Source organism: Mesorhizobium huakuii (genome assembly GCF_030160235.1).
Taxonomy (GTDB): domain Bacteria; phylum Pseudomonadota; class Alphaproteobacteria; order Rhizobiales; family Rhizobiaceae; genus Mesorhizobium; species Mesorhizobium huakuii.
The window spans coordinates 256,004-271,357 of sequence record NZ_BSNY01000055.1; the positions used below are offsets into that span (position 1 = coordinate 256,004).

The following is a 15,354-nucleotide window of genomic DNA, read 5'->3' on the forward strand; positions in this document are numbered from 1 at the left end:
CCCTCCCCTTTGTGGGGAGGGTGAGGCGGCCATGACCCGCGCCCTCATCCTTCTCCGCCGCCGTCTCGTCGGCAGCGTCTTCGTGCTGCTGATCGTCGTCATCGGCACCTTCCTGTTGCTCGAAGCCGCACCCGGCGATGCCGTCGATGCCTATATCGTCTCGACCGGCGGCGACGCCGGCATGATCGAGTTGCTGCGCCATCGCTGGGGCCTCGACCAGTCGGAGCTGACGCGGCTCGCCAACTACCTCTGGGCGCTGCTGCATCTCGATCTCGGCCAGTCGGTGACCTTCTCCAGGCCGATCCGCGACGTGATCCTCGAACGGCTGCCCAACACACTGCTGCTGATGGTCAGCGCCACCGCGCTGTCCTTCGGGCTGGGCTCCGCGCTCGGCATCTATGCCGGCGCGAGGCCCGGCAGCGCCCGCGACCGCTTCCTGTCGATCGGCTCGCTGGCGCTCTATGCCGTGCCGGGTTTCTGGCTCGGCCTGGTGCTGATCGTCATCTTCGCCGTAGACCTGCGCTGGCTGCCGATCGGCGGCATCGAGACGCTCGCCTCGGACAAGACCGGCCTCGACCGCGCCGCCGACATCGCTATCCATCTCATCCTGCCGGTGGCCGCACTCGGATTCATCTACCTCGCACTCTATCTGCGCATGATGCGGGCCGGCATGGCCGAAGCCTGGCGGCAGGATTTTGTCCTCGCCGCGCGCGCCAGGGGGCTGTCGCGCCGCCGCGTCGTGCTCGCCCATGTCGCCCGCAATGCGCTGCTGCCGCTCATCACCATGCTCGGCCTGCAGTCGGCGCAGATGCTGGGCGGCAGCGTCGTCATCGAGAGCGTGTTTTCCGTGCCGGGCCTCGGCCGGCTGGCGCAGGAAGCGGTGGCTGCGCGCGATACGCCCCTGCTGCTCGGCATCATCCTCACCAGCGCCGTCCTGGTCGTCGTCATCAACCTGCTCGTCGATATCGCCTATGCCTTCCTCGATCCGCGCGTCGGCGCCGGCGAGGCCGGCGCATGAACCCGCTCCGCCGTTTCCTGCGCACGCCCGAGGCGGTCGCCGGCGCCATCCTGCTGGCCGCACTGATTGCGATGGCGCTCATCGCACCGCTGCTGTTTCCCGGCGATCCGCAAGCCATCGCCGGCCCGGCGCTGCTGCCGCCCTTCCAGGACTGGTCATTGCCGCTCGGCACCGATCGCCTCGGCCGTGACGTTCAGGCCGAACTCTTTCACGGCGCCCGCACCTCGCTGGCTGTCGGCCTTGCGGCGGCTGCGGCGGCACTTGCCATCGGCTCGGTGGTCGGCACGCTTGCCGGCTTTGCCGGCGGCCTCGTCGACGAGATGCTGATGCGCGTCACCGATGCCTTCCAGACCGTGCCGAGTTTCCTGCTGGCACTGGCCTTCGTCAGCGTCGTCGGCCCATCGCTCGGCATCGTTGTCGCGGCAATAGTGCTCGGCACCTGGACCGGGCCTGCCCGTATCGCCCGCGCGGAAGTCCTCTCCATTCGCGAACGCGACTATGTCGCCAGTGCGCGTGCCATCGGCATGCATCCGCTCGAAATAGCCTTTCGCGAAGTGCTGCCCAACGCCTTGCCACCGGTGCTGGCGATGTCCTCGGTGATCGTCGCCGCTGCGGTCCTCACTGAAGCGGCGCTGTCCTTCCTTGGCCTCGGCGACCCCAACCGCGTCACCTGGGGCGGGATGATCGCCGAGGGCCGTGCCGTCCTGCGCACCGCGCCCTTCCTGTCGATCGTGCCAGGTATTGCGCTGGTGCTGACCGTGCTCGGCGTCTATCTCGCCGGTGAAGGCATTGTCGAGACGACAGCGGTCAGGAGAGGCCTGTCGTGAGCGCGCTCGCTTCGATCCACGATCTGACGGTGACCTATCGCCGCGACGGCAACGCGGTGGCGGCGCTGAGGAACATCAGCCTCGACATCGTGGCTGGCGAGCGTCTGGCCGTCATCGGCGAAAGCGGATCCGGCAAGAGCACGCTGGCGCTGGCGATTGCCGGATTGCTGCCGGCTTCATCAGCGGTTGATGGTAGAATTGAATGGCCCGGCCCTGGCCAACCACCGTTGCTCGGCCGCGATATCGGCTTCGTCTTCCAGGACCCATCCGTCAGCCTCGATCCCGTGATGACCGTCGGCAAACAGATCGCCGAAGTCGCCCGCACCCATCTCGGCCTCACCTGGTCCCAGGCCTACGCCAAGGCCAAGACCCTGCTCGAACGCGTCCGCCTGCCCGACCCGGACTCGGCCCTTCATGCCTTCCCGCATCAGCTCTCCGGCGGTCAGAAGCAGCGCGTGGCGATCGCCGCGGCAATCGCGGCCGGACCAAAACTGCTGATCGCCGACGAGGCGACCAGCGCGCTCGACACCATCGTGCAGGCAGAAATCGTCGCCTTGATCCGGCGGCTGGTGGCCGAGGACGGCATGACGCTGCTGTTCATCAGCCATGACATCGCGCTGGCGACCGAACTCGCCGAGCGTATCGCCGTGTTCCGCCATGGCCAGCTCGTCGAACTTGGCACGACCGCGCGGATTGTCGGCGCCCCAGCTCAAGCCTACACCCGCACCTTGCTCGACGCCCATATCGGCCTCGACGCCGCCCCGCTGTTGAACCGAAGCGGGCTCCACGCATGAGCCTGCTCACCGTGTCCAACCTCACCAAACGCTATCGTCGCGGCGGCAAGGTCGTCACAGCCGTCGACGACGTCTCTTTTCACATCGAGCCCGGCGAAACACTGGCGCTCGCCGGCCCCTCAGGGAGCGGCAAGTCGACGATCGCCGGGCTGGTGCTGCGCCTGATCGAGCCGGACGCCGGCCGCATCGAATTCGAGGGCGATGATTTCCTGGCCTTGCGCGGTGCAAAGCTCAGAGCGCGCCGCGCGCGCCTGCAAATGGTCTTCCAGGATCCGTTGGCCGCCTTCAACCCGCGCGCCACCGTGGCGCGCGTCCTCGACGATCCTTTGCGCATCCACGGCATCGCCTCCCGCGCAGAGCGGCCGCGCCGCATCGCCGCCTTGCTCGAGCGTGTCGGGCTGGCGGCCGACCTTGCGCCCCGCGCCATCCACGAAATCTCCGGCGGCCAGCGGCAGCGCGTCGCCATCGCCCGCGCCATCGCCACAGGACCATCGCTGATCGTGCTCGACGAGGCAGTCTCGGCACTCGACGTCTCGGTGCGCGGACAGATCCTCGACCTTTTGCTCGACCTGCAAAGCCAGGAACGGATCGCCTATCTCTTCATTTCGCATGATCTCGGCGTCGTGCGCGCGCTCGCCCGCCGCGTCATCCTTCTCGATGCCGGCCGGATCGCCGAGAGCGGCGATGCCCGCGCCGTCATCGACGCCCCGCAGTCAGCCATCGGCAGGGCGTTGGTGGCGGCAGCACCAAGGCTCAAAAGAACCACACAGGACGCCTCATGACCGACCCCGAAGCCAGAGCCGAAAAGCTGTCGCGTGAACTCGATTCCGCCTTCCGCAACCGCGCCGATCTCTACCGCTTGTTCCTCGAAGAGCTGACCGGAGAGCTGGGTTCAGACAAGGCGGAGGCGATCATGATCCGCGCCATCGAGCAACGCGGCAAGGAAGTGGCGGCGGCCGCCTTCGCCAGCTTCGGCGCCAACGATGCACGCGCCATCGGCGAAGCCTTCCTGGCGGTCAGCCCGGATGGCGGCCTTATGTATCCGACCGATGTCGAGCGCGGCGACGACCGCATCGCCTTCAAGGTCAAGCGCTGCCCGCTGAAAGACGCCTGGGTCGAGGCCGGCGTTGGCGACGAAAAGCTCGCCACGCTCTGCCGCATCGCTGGCGCCTTCGACCGCGGCCTGTTCGAGGCGACCGGCGTGCGCTTCGACAACGTCACCTGGACGCCCGGCCACGGCTCCGGCTGCTGCCACATCGCGCTGACCAACCGCGATGCCGGCTAATCAGTTCTAAGGTGTGTTGAGATTCAGGTCAGGCCACGTCGTTTGCAGGCCGGCTGAATATCGGCACAGCTTAGCCGCCGACCCTCAGCTTGACGACCTCGTCATGGTTGGTCTCGGAGATCTTGCGCTCACCGGCCTGGACGCCGCGCCTCAGCACGACAATGCGGTCAGACACCGCGAAAATGTCCTGCAGGTTATGCGAGATGAAGATCACGCCGCGTCCTTGCGCCTTGAGCTGGTGGATCAGCGAGATCACCTTGCGCTGCTCCGGCACGCCAAGTGCGGCGGTCGGCTCGTCCATGATCAGGATCTGCGCATCCCAATAGACGGCGCGGCCGATGGCGACGGCCTGACGCTGGCCGCCGGAGAAATTGCTGACCGGAGCCTCGAGCCGGCTGACATGGAAGTCCAGCCGCCCCATCGTTGCCTTGGCCGCTTCGGCCATCGCCTTGCGGTCGAGCACCGGCAGGAATCCGAACGCCTTGCGCATCGGTTCGCGGCCAAGAAAGATGTTGGCGCCGATCGACAGATTGTCGGCGAGCGCGAGGTCCTGATAAATCGTCTCGATGCCCTTTTCGCGCGCCTCCTGCGGCGTCGCGAACGTCACCGGCTGACCTCGCAGCAGGATCTCGCCACCCGTCGGCTGGAACACGCCCGATATCGCCTTGATCAGCGTCGTCTTGCCGGCGCCGTTGTCACCGGCCAGCGCCACCACTTCGCCCGGCCGCACGGCCATGGAGAAGTCGTTGAGCGCACGCACGGCGCCGAAATGCTTGGAGAGATTCCGGACTTCCAGCAGGGGCGTGTTCTGGTTGGTGCTATTCATCCTGACGGGCTCCACTGAACCGGCGCTGCGCCTGGTCGATAAGAACGGAAATGATGATGACGACGCCGACGGCGATGAACTGCCAGAACGGCTCGACATTGACGAAGACCAGCCCGTACTGGATGACCGCGATCACCAGCGCGCCGGCTACCGTGCCGAAGATGGTGCCGGAGCCGCCGAACAGGCTGGCGCCGCCGATCACCACCGCCGCGACGCTGTCGAGCAGCAGGGGCTCGCCGGCTTGCGCGGCGCCCGCCGTGAAGCGGGCGGCATAGAGCGCGCCGCCGAGGCCGGCGCACATCGCCGACAACACATAGAGCCGCAATATGTGGCCCCTGATGTCGATGCCTGCCCGCCGCGCCGCCTGCACATTGGCGCCGATGGCATAATTGTGCTGGCCGAACCGGGTCTGGCTGAGCAGATAGTGCATGACGATGACGAAGACCGCGGTGATCAGCACCAGATAGGGCACGCCATAGAACTTGCCGTTGCCGAGCAGCGCGAACCAGGAATTCTGCACCGGCACGGTGGTGCCGCCGGCAAGCAGGAAGGCAGCACCGCGCGCGACGCCGAACATGCCGAGCGTGCCGATGAAAGGCGGCACCTTGAGGCGCGAGATCAGCAGGCCGTTGATGATGCCCGGCACGCCGGCAACGATCACCGAGGCGAGGATGCCGGCCAGCATGGCCAGCGGCAGCGGAATGGCGGCGCCCGCCATGTTGGTGGCGTGCGCGGCGATGACGGCGGCCAGGCCCATGATGAAGCCGAGCGACAGGTCGATGCCGCCTGAAATGATGACGAAGGTCTGGCCGGTCGCCAGCAGCAGCGGCGCCACGGCGAAGATGGCGATGGACTGCAGGTTGAACGGATTGAGCACGAAGGTCGCGCCGAAGGCGAGCCGCGACCAGATCTCGAAACAGATGAGCAGTCCGGCCAGGAACAGCCAGGCGCGGCCTTCGGCGATGCGTGCGACCAGGCTCCTGGCCGGATCGCCATGATCGGCCTGAGGGGCGACATGCTTCTCGGCAGGCTGGGCTGGTGATGTCGAGGTCATGGATACTCCGCGGCGCCTTCAACAGGTCTCGATTGGCGAGGACCTAATGCACGCTCCTCCCGGCGGACCGGGAGGAGCCAGACTGTGCTGGACTTACTCGGAGTAGAGATACTTCGAGATGTTCGGGTCCGCGATGTTGGACTTGTCCATGATCGTGAAGCCGGTGCCGATGGTGACCGGGATCGAATGGCCGGTCAGGTGGGCATAGGCCGAGACGACGCCGTAATAGCCGATCTCGGCGGGATGCTGGGCGATGGCCACGTCGACCAGGCCGGTGTTGATGTTGTCGACGATGCTGGTCGGAGCGTCGAAGGCGACGACCTTGACCGTACCCGTCTGTCCGGCCTGCTTGACGCCGTTGGCGGCACCCAGCGCCGAGAACAGGTTGGCGCCGAACACGCCGACCAGGTCGGGATTGCGCGCGAACACCGCCTGCAGCTGCGAGGCCGCCTTGTTGGCGTCATCGTCATTGAACTGAGTCTCCAGCACGGTGATGCCCGGGTGCTTGGCCATCTCTTTCTTGAAGCCTTCCTCGCGCTGGTCCGTGGTCGAGATGCCGGGCTTGACGTTCGAGACGTAGACCTTGCCCTTGTCGCCGATGGACGTGGCCAGAGCCCGCGCCGCGATCTCGCCGCCGAGCACGTTATCGGAAGCGATATAGGCCAGCGGGAAGTCGGCATCGCCGGCGCCGGTTTGGTAGACGCCGCTGCCGATGAAAGTGTCGACGGTGATGACTGGAATGCCGGCGTCATTGGCCTTGCGCAGCGGCTCGACCAGTTGGACCTTGTCGGTCGGCGCGATCAGGATGGCATCCGGCTTCTTGGCGATGACCGCGTCGAGCACCGGCACCTGGGTGACCGGGTTGAAGTCCGGCGCGCCCTGGAAAACCAGGTTGACGCCAAGCGCGTCGGCCGCCGCTTGCGCGCCCTTGCGCATGGTGATGTAGAAGCCGTCGGTGGTCAGGCCCGGAATGAGCGCAATCGTATATTTCTTGTCCTGCGCCTGCGCGGGCGCGATCAGCACCGTGGCACTGACGGCGAGCGCCGCGAGCGCGGCAACGATCTTCTTCATGACATCCTCCTCATTGTTGGCAGATCTGCCGTTGCAAGTGACATTGGAATGGCCGTCATCCATTCGGATGCCGACGGCCGGGAACGCCTGTTTGCTTTTTGCGGGCAGCTCCTCCCAAGCGCCCTCCAGTCGATATGTCGGCGGTCAGTCGCCGGCGCACCTGGCCACAGCCCCGTTCCCTAGCCTCCGCGAGGTCCGGCAAACTGTGTCCCACGCCTCGCCTTGCCGGTGGGCGCTCGAACTTGTAACACTTTGCAGAAATAAATTGCAACTCGGTTTTTCCGAGCTGGCAGCGCCGGGCTTTTCACACCGTACGACATCCGACTGCTCCGCAGAGCCCCGGTCAAATATCACCCGGGGCTTTTGGCGGCACAACTTGTTTTCGCGACAGCGTCCTGCCTGGCCTAATCGTTACGCGAGCGCGGCGAGGATGGCCTGCGCCGTTTTGGTATCCGTCACCAACGTGTTGATGAGACCCGCGCGAACGGCGGCAATAATTGCCGTCGCCTTTTCCGGCGACGCGGCCAGCCCGATGACCAGCGGCACCGCGCGCAACTGTGCCGGCGACATGGCGATCATCCGGCTCTCCCCTTCCCAGGCAATCAGCGTGCCTTCGGCATCGAAGTAATGGCGAAGCACGTCGCCGGCGGCATGAACCAGCGCCTGCTCGCTCGGCGTGGCGGCACTCGCCTCGGGGGCATTGATGGCATGCGGCAGGCCGATACCGACGATCGCGACATCGGTCCTCTCCCACAAAGCGACAGCATCACGGATGGCGGTGTCGCGCAGGAAGACTTCTCGCAATTCGCTGGACGGCAGATAGGGCGCGTGGATGAAATGCGGGGTGCCGCCGAACTCCTCGGCTGCAAGCCGCACGAATTCGTTGACCTGAAAATGCGCCGCCTGCTGCTGCATGCCACCGGTGGCAGCCACGGTCAGCACGCCCGGCATGCGCGGCAGGCCGGCCCGGATGACCTCGCGCACGGCGCGCCCCCAGCCGATGGCGACGACGGAGCCCGCCACCAGTTGCGCTTGCCTGAGCAGCCCGCCAAGGGGCGCCGCGAGCGCCGCCAGCGTGCCCGCCGCCGGCGTCTCGACCACTGCGGCATCGCGCAATTTCAAGCCGTCGATCAGTTGTCTGGTGATATCCTCCGGCGTTGCCAGGTCGAGAACCTCGATGCGGACAATGCCCTCGGCCCGCGCCCGCTGCAGCAGGCGCGAAATCGTCGCGGTGGAGACTCCGAGCCGGCGAGCGATATCGACCTGCGACATCTCCTCCACATAATGCAGCTTGGCCACGGTGTGCAGCATCGTCCGCGATGCGGTCGCATCCTGGATGGGAGGGATAGACAGCTTGCAATTCCTTTCAGCAACGTGTTACACACACATAGGCCGACGGGAGTTATCGCGCAAATCCAGCCAACTCGCAACGTGCGCCGGCTTCCGGGCCGCGAGCCCGGCGAGGCGCTTTCTACGGAGGCGATGGCGCGTCACGGGGTCCTGCCGGCAGGCAGAACTGAACATCGTTGTTTTCCACGGGATCCGCGCTCTTCGTCCAGAGAGCGCCAACATCGGATTGAGACCATGACCAAGATGACCACCGCGGAACTGCGCGGCTACCAGCAGATATGCGGCAAGGACGGGGCCATGGTGGCCATCGCCTGCGACCAGCGCGGCGGCATGCGGACCTTGCTGGCATCGGACCCTGCGGAACAAGCCAAGATCACCAACGACATGCTCGGCGACACCAAGGCCGACATCACGCGCTACCTCGCCAGTGCGGCGTCCTGCGTGTTGCTCGACCCGCTCTGCGCGGTGCCTCGCATTGTCGACGAGGGCGTCTTGAATCGCGACACGGCGCTGCTCATCGGCCTCGATGCTTCCGGTTTCGACGTCTCGCCCGAGGGCTACCGCCTGTCTCGCCTGGTTCCCGGCATAGACGCGCGCCGCGTCCGCGCGCTCGGCGGCACCGGCGGCAAGATCATGGTGTATCTGCGGGCCGACAAGCCTGAGGCGAACGAACACAACATCGCCATCCTGCGCCAGTGCATCGCCGATTTCGGGCAGGAAGACCTGTTGCTGGTCGTCGAGTTCCTGACCTACCAGCTCGATGGGGAAAGCCCCGAGGACTATGCGGCCAAGACGCCATGGCTTGTCGAAGAAGGCACCAGGATTTCGCTGGAGTGCGGCGCCAAGGTGCTGAAGCTTCCCTACCCCGGAACGCCGGAAGCCTGCGCCAACATCACCAAAATGGCCGGTGACGTGCCGTGGGCGGTGCTTTCGGCCGGCGTCAACCACGCGACCTTCCTTGGCCAGGTCGAGATCGCAATGCAGAATGGCGCCTCGGGCGTCATCGCCGGCCGTTCGCTGTGGAAGGACTGCATCTCGCTCGACCGTGACATCCAGCGCGAAAGGCTTAAGACCATCGCAGTGCCGCGATTGCGTGAAATCCAGGCCGTGATCGGCCACTACCGGCAGAAAGCCGCTGCCTGACAGTTGCGTTGGACGAGAGCTATTCCAGCGAAAGAGTGAAGCGGCTTTGCGTCCGGAATCGCGTGAAAACAAGTGCAGGACGCCATGCCTCTCAGCATAGGAATAGACATCGGAGGCACCAATCTGCGTGCCGCCCGCATTTCCGGCACCGGTGAAATCCTCAAGCGCGTTTCCGAAAGGAGCGCGCCCGACCCGGAACTGGTGCTCGGCCGCATCGCCGACATGGTGCGCCTTCTCGACACGCCTGACGTGAAGGCGATCGGCGTCGGCGTTCCCGGCCGCGTCGATGCGCGGCGCGGCGCGGTGCTGTCGGGCGGCTATGTCAACCTCGCCTCGGTTGCGCTGGCCCAGCGCCTGGAAGACATGACAGGCAAGCCTGTCGTCATCGACAATGACTGCAACATGGCGCTGGCCGCCGAGATGGCACTCGGCGCCGGGCGCGGTCATGGCAACATCGTCATGTTCACCATCGGCACCGGCATTGGCGGCGCCGTCGCTCAAGATCGGCGGATCACGCGTGGCTCGGCAACGGCAGGCCAGCTCGGCCACATCACAGTGGACATCAATGGCGAGGTCTGCGCCTGCGGCCGGCGCGGCTGCGTCGAGACCACCAGTTCGGGCACGGCGCTCGGCCGTCACATTGCGCGCGCCGGGCTCGGCGCCGACATTTCGGTCGATCAGCTCTTTGCCCGCGACGCGGCCGGCGATATCCAGGCGCGCGGCGTACTGGACGCCTGGGCGAAACCGCTGCGCGCCGCCATCGACACCGCCGTCGCCGTGCTCGCTCCTGAGCTGGTGCTGCTTGGTGGCGGCCTCGGCCGGGCGGCACATGCAGCGCTGGGCCGCGCGCCGGCGCTGGCGCCCTGGTATCAGTGCCAGGTCGAACCCGCGCAACTCGGTGACGACGCCGGCGTGATCGGCGCCGGCCTCCAGGCCCTGGCGGCGGAACCGCACTTTTCGTCCTCGACCCAGCCCAGCCGCCCGCGGCGCGCCGTGCTCGTCAACGGCATCCCCGCCAGCGGCAAGAGCACCGTCTCGCGCGGCATCGCCGATCGCATGGGCTGGCCGCTGCTGGCGCTCGACACGATCAAAAATCCCTTTCTCGAAGTGCTCGGCGGCGGCGACCGCCTGTTCAACCGGACCCTCGGCCGCGCCAGCTACCAGGCGATCTGGTCGGTCGTCGGCGAATCCCCGGCAGGGACCACGGTGATCGTCGATGCCTGGTTCGGCTTCCAGCCGCGCGAGGTTCTCGAGGACCATCTGCGGAAGGCTGGCGTCGATCAGACTTTCGAGATCTGGTGCCACGCGCCCGGCGAGGTGCTCGCCGAGCGCTATGGCGCCCGGCTCGACCAGCGCCCCGCCGGCCATCCCGGTGCGGCCTACATTCCTGAACTGATCGAACTCGCCAAGCGCGCCGAACCGCTGCGGCGCGGACCGCTCTTCGACGTCGACACGACGAAACCGATCGACTTCGAAGCCATCACAGCCTGGCTGCGAGCGACGACAGCCAGCAGCGCACAGACGGTCGAAAGGCCGGTTCAGTCGCCGCTGCAGACGTGAAGTTCCGTTCCGGCCGCTTCGATGACCGCGCGCAGCGCCGGTTGCGGTTCGCGATCCGTGACGATATCGGAAAGCGCGCCGAGCGCGCAGATGCTTTCGAGGCTGTTGCGGCCGAACTTGTCGTTGGTCACCACAAGAACTGTAGACAGCGCAAGGGAGATCATCGTCCGCTTGACCGCCGCCGCCCCCGAGATCATGTCACTGGGCCCGTCCGCGGACAGGCTCGAGGCGCCGATGATGGCGATGTCGGCATTGTAGCGCCTGACGAATTCCACTGTATCCTCGCCGAGCACGCTGGCTTCGCGGCTGTCATAGGTGCCGGGGCACAGGATAACCCGAAAGCTCGGATTGGCGCCGGCCACCGAGGCCACGCCGATGGAATTGGTGATGATCGTCAGCTCCCGCTTCAGCTGTGAGAGACTGCGCGCCACCTCATAGGTCGTCGAGCCGCCATCGATCATCACGATCTGGCCTTTCTCGACCAGTCCGGCCGCACCACGCCCGATCAGCGCCCGCTCCTCGATCATGGTCTGGCTACGCTCGGCGATCACCGGTTCGGATGTCACCAGTGAGATCGTCGCGCCGCCGTAGGTTCGGTTGAGCAACCCCGCATCGCCAAGTTCGATAAGGTCGCGCCGGATCGTTTCGCCGGCGACACCCAGGCGCAAGGCGAGCCTGGAGACACGGATCGAAGCCGACCGGCGCACTTCCGACAGGATGAGCTCGTGCCGCTCCTTCTTCGACAGCCGGCTCTGCTCCATGATGTGTCCTCCGAGAAGTCTGGAACATTAGCGACACCGACGTTGATGGGGAAGGCGTCTTGCAACGCAAGCAGGGCTGCCTTCATTCGAACGGTTCAGGCCGGAAGCCGGCTGACAAGCGCAAGCGCTGCTGATCTGATGACGTTCCGGCGAATCGGCTCAAGACGATGGAAACCGCAATGCATGTCGTGACATTGCTGAAGGCTGACATGTTCGACGTCGAGATTGACGGCAAGCCCGCCTCGATCGCGCAGGCCTTGCCGGACTGGAACCCGCATGACCGCTTCGGCCTGGTGATCGACGATGCGCTTGGCGGCATCGGCGCCACCCATCTGCTGCAGATCGCCATCACCTCCTTCTATGACATCAAGCCGAGCCGCCGCACGGAGCTGACGGTCTATCCCGAAATCTATGCCTTCCACATCGGCAAGGGCTACGGCGCGCATGCGCCCTATGATTTCTGGCCGGCCCGGCGCGAGGTCATCACTTCGCTCGACCATCGCGAGGTGCTCGACGCCATCAACGATCGCGGCATCACAAGGCTGGCCGTTCCGGATCGCGCGCCGCGCGAGGTCGTGCATCGGCCGAAGGAGGTCGATGCCGCACTCGACCGCATCGCCTCGGCCTTCGTCTACAGCCCGTCGGGCCGGGTCGCGGATCCCGACCTTGTCATTTCAGGCAACGACAAGCGAACCGAATACAATCCCAACAGTGCCTTGCGGCCGCGCTACACCGACAGCCGGCCGGCTTCGGTTTCGACCGCCGCCAAACCGGTCAAGGAACTCGATTCGTCCTACCAGGACTGGCTGCGCAAGCGCGAGCACGATTTGACCGCCGAGGAACGCGCCTTCGTCGAGCGCCGCCGCCAGGAACTGAGACAGGACGGCCTCGTCACCGAAACCTATCGGCGCGTCGGTATCCGCGAAGCCCTGATGCGGCTGGCATCGGCCGGCCTCGATCGAGACACGGCCGCGGCCGGTTGATCAATAGCCGACGGTAAAACGCTGCCTGATGTGGGACGGCTTTTCGATCTCGTCGACCATGACGATGGCGTAGTCCTCGAAGGAGATGCTGCTGCCCTTGTCCGAGGCCAGCAGCGTGTCCTTGCCGAGGCGGAATTTGCCGGTGCGCTCGCCCGGGACGAACATGGCGGAGGGCGACAGGAACGTCCAATCGAGATCCTCGACCGTCTTCAGCTTGTCGAGGAAGTCAGCGCCCTTCTGTGCCTCGGGCTTGTAGATTGCAGGGAATTCGGGCGTGTCGACCAGCCTTTTGCCGGGCGCGACTTCAAGACTGCCGGCGCCGCCAACAATGAGATAGCGCTTCACGCCGGAAGCACGCACCGCGGCGATCAGCATGTCGGGGTCGCTGTCCACGAAATGCACGGCGCTGATCACCACATCATGGCCACGGATCAGCTTGGCGAGACCTTCCTTATCGAAGACATCACCCTTCCTTGCCGTCACGCCAGGCAGCGCGGCGATCTTTTCGGGGTTGCGGGCGATGCCGGTGACCGTGTGGCCACGATCGGAGAGTTCCTTGAGCAGGCGCGAACCGACGGCGCCTGATGCGCCGATGAGAGCGACTTTTGCCATGTCCTTTTCCAGTCCTTGTTGGAGGTCAGTTGGGAGGATCACGCCGCCGCGATATGGGCGACGAGATTGTCGAAGCTGCCGAATAGCGCGTTCGAACCGATGAGCCGCGGCGCATCGTTGCGGATGACTGCCAGCGAAGGCACGCCGTTGGCATGCAGGCGCTGGAACAGCGCTCGGCCCCGGCCGACCAGCTCGCGATGCGCGGTTAGCAAGGTTTCGGTCGGCTTCTTCAGCATTGCTGCGGCGTCGGCCATGCCGGCATCGGCAAGCACGGCGGCCACACCATCGACAGTTACGATATCGCGGCCATCGACATAGCGCGCATGCTGGATCGCCTTCAGTGCTGTGAGCCGTCGGCTGGGACCTTCCAGTCCGGCAGCACTGATGCCGAGCGTGGCGGCATGCGAGTCGAGCAAGGTGCCACGGATATTGAGGACATTGTTTCGGTAGGCCTGCGTGAACGCTTGCCCGGTCAGACGCTCGATGCGCTGGTCATTCGACCAGGCATGGGCGGCAAAGCCTTCATCCATCGGCCTCGCACCGGCGCCGGAGAACAGGCCGGTCGGCAGCAGCTCGATGCCCACGCCGCTGGCCGAGAGCCTGTCTAGCATCGGCGTGGCGCCGTAGCACCAGCCGCAGAGCGGATCGAAAAGGTAAGTCACGTCTGAGTTGCTCACGATCGCTGCCATCCTTGGTCCGGACTGTCGGCTGACGCGCCGCCAAAAATCCTTGGTCGTATGTGGCAGTGGGAGGCCTTGCGATAAATGGTGCCCAATAATACAAACTGTCTGATCAGATCAGACAAAAGCAATCATCTTGGCCGACCTTCTGAACCTCAATCGGCTCGTTTACTTCACCACCGTGATGGAAACCGGCTCGTTCACGTCAGCCGCGGACCGGCTTGGCGTCGCCAAGGCCGTGGTCAGCCATCAGGTCGGCAGGCTCGAAGAGGAACTGGGCGCGACGTTGCTGCAGCGCACGACGCGGCGCGTCACCCCGACCGAGGAAGGTCGGCTCTTTTATGATCGCGCGATGATCATCCTGCGCGAGGCGGAGTCGGCCTACGGTGAAATCTCGCACGCAGCGGTCGAGCCGAGCGGAACGCTGAAGCTGACCGCGCCGCTCGACTACGGCACCAGAGTGGTGGCGCCGGTCATGGCGGCGTATCTGAAGGCCTATCCGCAGATGCGGGTAGAAGCGATCTTCGACGATACGGTGAGCAGTCTGGTCGACGAACAGATCGATCTCGGCATTCGTGTCGGCTGGCTTACCGATTCCTCCAACCAGGCGCGGCGACTGGGCACGATTCAACAGATCGTCGTTGCCAGTCCGGCCTTCACCGCAAGCCTGCCCGCGGATGCGCGCCCGAACCAGGCGCGATCGCTGGCCTGGGTCGGCAATGCCCAGTTGCGCGGCGTCGGCCAATGGCTGTTCTCCAGGGACGGCGAGACGGTGCTGACCGAACTCAATCCCGTCGTCGTCTGCGACAAAAGCCCGGCGGCCTATGCGTGCGTGCTCGCCGGCATCGGTCTGGGCATATTTCCCGACTATGCGGTCGATGCGGATATCGCCGCAGGGCGGCTTGTGCGGATATTCGACGGATGGACCTTGCCGACCGGCGGCATCCACGCGGTGTTCCCGCCGGCCCGCTTCCGGCCCGCCAAGGTGCGCGCCTTCGTCGAACTGCTCGTCGCCGCCGAGAAAAAACGAGCACGCGGCGCCGCCAAGACGTAACGCGGCACACAGCACGTAATGTCAGTGGAAACTTACATCGGAACGCCTTGGGGAGTGGTCGTGTTTCAATCGGGCCCCGAACGCAAAACCGGCGCGCCGGGGTTTTGAGCCTGGCGGGCGGTTATGACGTTTGGTTTTGGGAGAGGCTTTGCGTTTTTGTCCGGAGATTCGGCTTTGTCTGCGTGCGGGCGGCTGAGCGGGAGCCGCTCGACGGCTAGCATAGCCGCAAAACGCAAAACGGCCCGCGGGCGGGAAGCCAGGCGGGCCGTTTTGCGAAGTTGGTTGCGGGGACAGGATTTGAACCTGTGACCTTCAGGTTATGAGCCTGACGAGCTA

General features: G+C 65.6%; 16 protein-coding genes. 9 read left to right on the plus strand and 7 right to left on the minus strand.

Annotated elements, in window-relative coordinates; genetic code table 11:
• Positions 1–31: 31 nt before the first annotated feature.
• Genes QQK95_RS29850 through QQK95_RS29870 form a run of 5 tightly spaced genes read left to right on the plus strand, consistent with a single transcriptional unit; the run spans position 32 to position 3,924 of the window.
• Positions 32–1,018, plus strand: coding sequence for an ABC transporter permease (locus tag QQK95_RS29850; protein WP_284278001.1), 987 nt, complete (start codon positions 32–34; stop codon positions 1,016–1,018).
• The gene (locus QQK95_RS29855; protein ID WP_284278002.1) at positions 1,015–1,845 is read left to right on the plus strand and encodes an ABC transporter permease; all 831 of its coding nucleotides are present in this window, start codon (positions 1,015–1,017) and stop codon (positions 1,843–1,845) included. Before QQK95_RS29850 ends, QQK95_RS29855 begins: the two co-directional genes overlap by 4 nt.
• Positions 1,842–2,639 (plus strand): ABC transporter ATP-binding protein, encoded by a 798-nt coding sequence (locus QQK95_RS29860; RefSeq protein ID WP_284278003.1) that lies wholly within the window; start codon positions 1,842–1,844, stop codon positions 2,637–2,639. Before QQK95_RS29855 ends, QQK95_RS29860 begins: the two co-directional genes overlap by 4 nt.
• The gene (locus QQK95_RS29865) at positions 2,636–3,421 is read left to right on the plus strand and encodes an ATP-binding cassette domain-containing protein (RefSeq protein WP_284278004.1); all 786 of its coding nucleotides are present in this window, start codon (positions 2,636–2,638) and stop codon (positions 3,419–3,421) included. Before QQK95_RS29860 ends, QQK95_RS29865 begins: the two co-directional genes overlap by 4 nt.
• Positions 3,418–3,924: an L-2-amino-thiazoline-4-carboxylic acid hydrolase gene (locus QQK95_RS29870; protein WP_284278005.1), complete on the plus strand. Its 507-nt coding sequence runs from the start codon at positions 3,418–3,420 to the stop codon at positions 3,922–3,924. Before QQK95_RS29865 ends, QQK95_RS29870 begins: the two co-directional genes overlap by 4 nt.
• 70 nt (positions 3,925–3,994) lie before the next feature.
• Here the strand turns inward: QQK95_RS29870 and QQK95_RS29875 are convergent, their stop codons facing one another.
• The 4 genes from QQK95_RS29875 to QQK95_RS29890 form a co-directional block, all read right to left on the minus strand.
• Complete coding sequence (locus QQK95_RS29875) at positions 3,995–4,750, minus strand: ATP-binding cassette domain-containing protein (protein ID WP_284278006.1); 756 nt, start codon at positions 4,748–4,750, stop codon at positions 3,995–3,997.
• On the minus strand, positions 4,743–5,804 hold the full coding sequence (locus QQK95_RS29880; RefSeq protein ID WP_202357778.1) for an ABC transporter permease subunit: 1,062 nt from the start codon (positions 5,802–5,804) through the stop codon (positions 4,743–4,745). Before QQK95_RS29880 ends, QQK95_RS29875 begins: the two co-directional genes overlap by 8 nt.
• A 93-nt stretch (positions 5,805–5,897) precedes the next feature.
• Positions 5,898–6,875 carry an ABC transporter substrate-binding protein gene (locus QQK95_RS29885; RefSeq protein WP_284278007.1) on the minus strand — a complete coding sequence of 326 codons (978 nt, stop codon included), beginning with the start codon at positions 6,873–6,875 and terminating at the stop codon, positions 5,898–5,900.
• 411 nt (positions 6,876–7,286) lie between these two features.
• A complete protein-coding gene (locus tag QQK95_RS29890) occupies positions 7,287–8,186 on the minus strand; it encodes a sugar-binding transcriptional regulator (protein WP_019861322.1) in 900 nt (299 codons plus the stop codon).
• A 273-nt stretch (positions 8,187–8,459) separates the two neighbouring features.
• On the opposite strand from QQK95_RS29890, the gene QQK95_RS29895 reads away from it, so the two are divergent.
• A complete protein-coding gene (locus QQK95_RS29895; RefSeq protein ID WP_284278008.1) occupies positions 8,460–9,368 on the plus strand; it encodes a tagatose-bisphosphate aldolase in 909 nt (302 codons plus the stop codon).
• 84 nt (positions 9,369–9,452) lie between these two features.
• A complete protein-coding gene (locus tag QQK95_RS29900) occupies positions 9,453–10,928 on the plus strand; it encodes an ROK family protein (RefSeq protein ID WP_284278009.1) in 1,476 nt (491 codons plus the stop codon).
• Here the strand turns inward: QQK95_RS29900 and QQK95_RS29905 are convergent.
• Positions 10,907–11,689 (minus strand): DeoR/GlpR family DNA-binding transcription regulator, encoded by a 783-nt coding sequence (locus QQK95_RS29905; RefSeq protein WP_284278010.1) that lies wholly within the window; start codon positions 11,687–11,689, stop codon positions 10,907–10,909. The genes QQK95_RS29900 and QQK95_RS29905 overlap by 22 nt on opposite strands.
• 179 nt (positions 11,690–11,868) lie before the next feature.
• On the opposite strand from QQK95_RS29905, the gene QQK95_RS29910 reads away from it, so the two are divergent.
• Positions 11,869–12,672, plus strand: a complete 804-nt coding sequence (locus tag QQK95_RS29910) for a hypothetical protein (protein ID WP_284278011.1) — start codon at positions 11,869–11,871, stop codon at positions 12,670–12,672.
• Here the strand turns inward: QQK95_RS29910 and QQK95_RS29915 are convergent, their stop codons facing one another.
• On the minus strand, positions 12,673–13,284 hold the full coding sequence (locus QQK95_RS29915; RefSeq protein ID WP_284278012.1) for an NAD(P)-dependent oxidoreductase: 612 nt from the start codon (positions 13,282–13,284) through the stop codon (positions 12,673–12,675).
• A 38-nt stretch (positions 13,285–13,322) separates the two neighbouring features.
• A complete protein-coding gene (locus QQK95_RS29920) occupies positions 13,323–13,961 on the minus strand; it encodes a DsbA family protein (RefSeq protein WP_284278013.1) in 639 nt (212 codons plus the stop codon).
• Between the two features lie 139 nt (positions 13,962–14,100).
• Between QQK95_RS29920 and QQK95_RS29925 the strand changes: the two genes are divergently transcribed.
• Positions 14,101–15,018: a LysR family transcriptional regulator gene (locus tag QQK95_RS29925; protein ID WP_284278014.1), complete on the plus strand. Its 918-nt coding sequence runs from the start codon at positions 14,101–14,103 to the stop codon at positions 15,016–15,018.
• Positions 15,019–15,354 lie beyond the last annotated feature (336 nt).

What these genes read in the sequence shown, in the direction of transcription:
- QQK95_RS29910 (WP_284278011.1), top strand. Translation starts at nt 11,869, where the DNA reads ATGCATGTCGTGACATTGCTGAAGGCTGACATGTTCGACGTCGAGATT.
- QQK95_RS29895 (WP_284278008.1), top strand. Translation starts at nt 8,460, where the DNA reads ATGACCAAGATGACCACCGCGGAACTGCGCGGCTACCAGCAGATATGC.
- QQK95_RS29870 (WP_284278005.1), top strand. Translation starts at nt 3,418, where the DNA reads ATGACCGACCCCGAAGCCAGAGCCGAAAAGCTGTCGCGTGAACTCGAT.
- QQK95_RS29875 (WP_284278006.1), bottom strand. Translation starts at nt 4,750, where the DNA reads ATGAATAGCACCAACCAGAACACGCCCCTGCTGGAAGTCCGGAATCTC.
- QQK95_RS29880 (WP_202357778.1), bottom strand. Translation starts at nt 5,804, where the DNA reads ATGACCTCGACATCACCAGCCCAGCCTGCCGAGAAGCATGTCGCCCCT.
- QQK95_RS29850 (WP_284278001.1), top strand. Translation starts at nt 32, where the DNA reads ATGACCCGCGCCCTCATCCTTCTCCGCCGCCGTCTCGTCGGCAGCGTC.
- QQK95_RS29865 (WP_284278004.1), top strand. Translation starts at nt 2,636, where the DNA reads ATGAGCCTGCTCACCGTGTCCAACCTCACCAAACGCTATCGTCGCGGC.
- QQK95_RS29915 (WP_284278012.1), bottom strand. Translation starts at nt 13,284, where the DNA reads ATGGCAAAAGTCGCTCTCATCGGCGCATCAGGCGCCGTCGGTTCGCGC.
- QQK95_RS29890 (WP_019861322.1), bottom strand. Translation starts at nt 8,186, where the DNA reads ATGCTGCACACCGTGGCCAAGCTGCATTATGTGGAGGAGATGTCGCAG.
- QQK95_RS29905 (WP_284278010.1), bottom strand. Translation starts at nt 11,689, where the DNA reads ATGGAGCAGAGCCGGCTGTCGAAGAAGGAGCGGCACGAGCTCATCCTG.
- QQK95_RS29900 (WP_284278009.1), top strand. Translation starts at nt 9,453, where the DNA reads ATGCCTCTCAGCATAGGAATAGACATCGGAGGCACCAATCTGCGTGCC.
- QQK95_RS29885 (WP_284278007.1), bottom strand. Translation starts at nt 6,875, where the DNA reads ATGAAGAAGATCGTTGCCGCGCTCGCGGCGCTCGCCGTCAGTGCCACG.
- QQK95_RS29855 (WP_284278002.1), top strand. Translation starts at nt 1,015, where the DNA reads ATGAACCCGCTCCGCCGTTTCCTGCGCACGCCCGAGGCGGTCGCCGGC.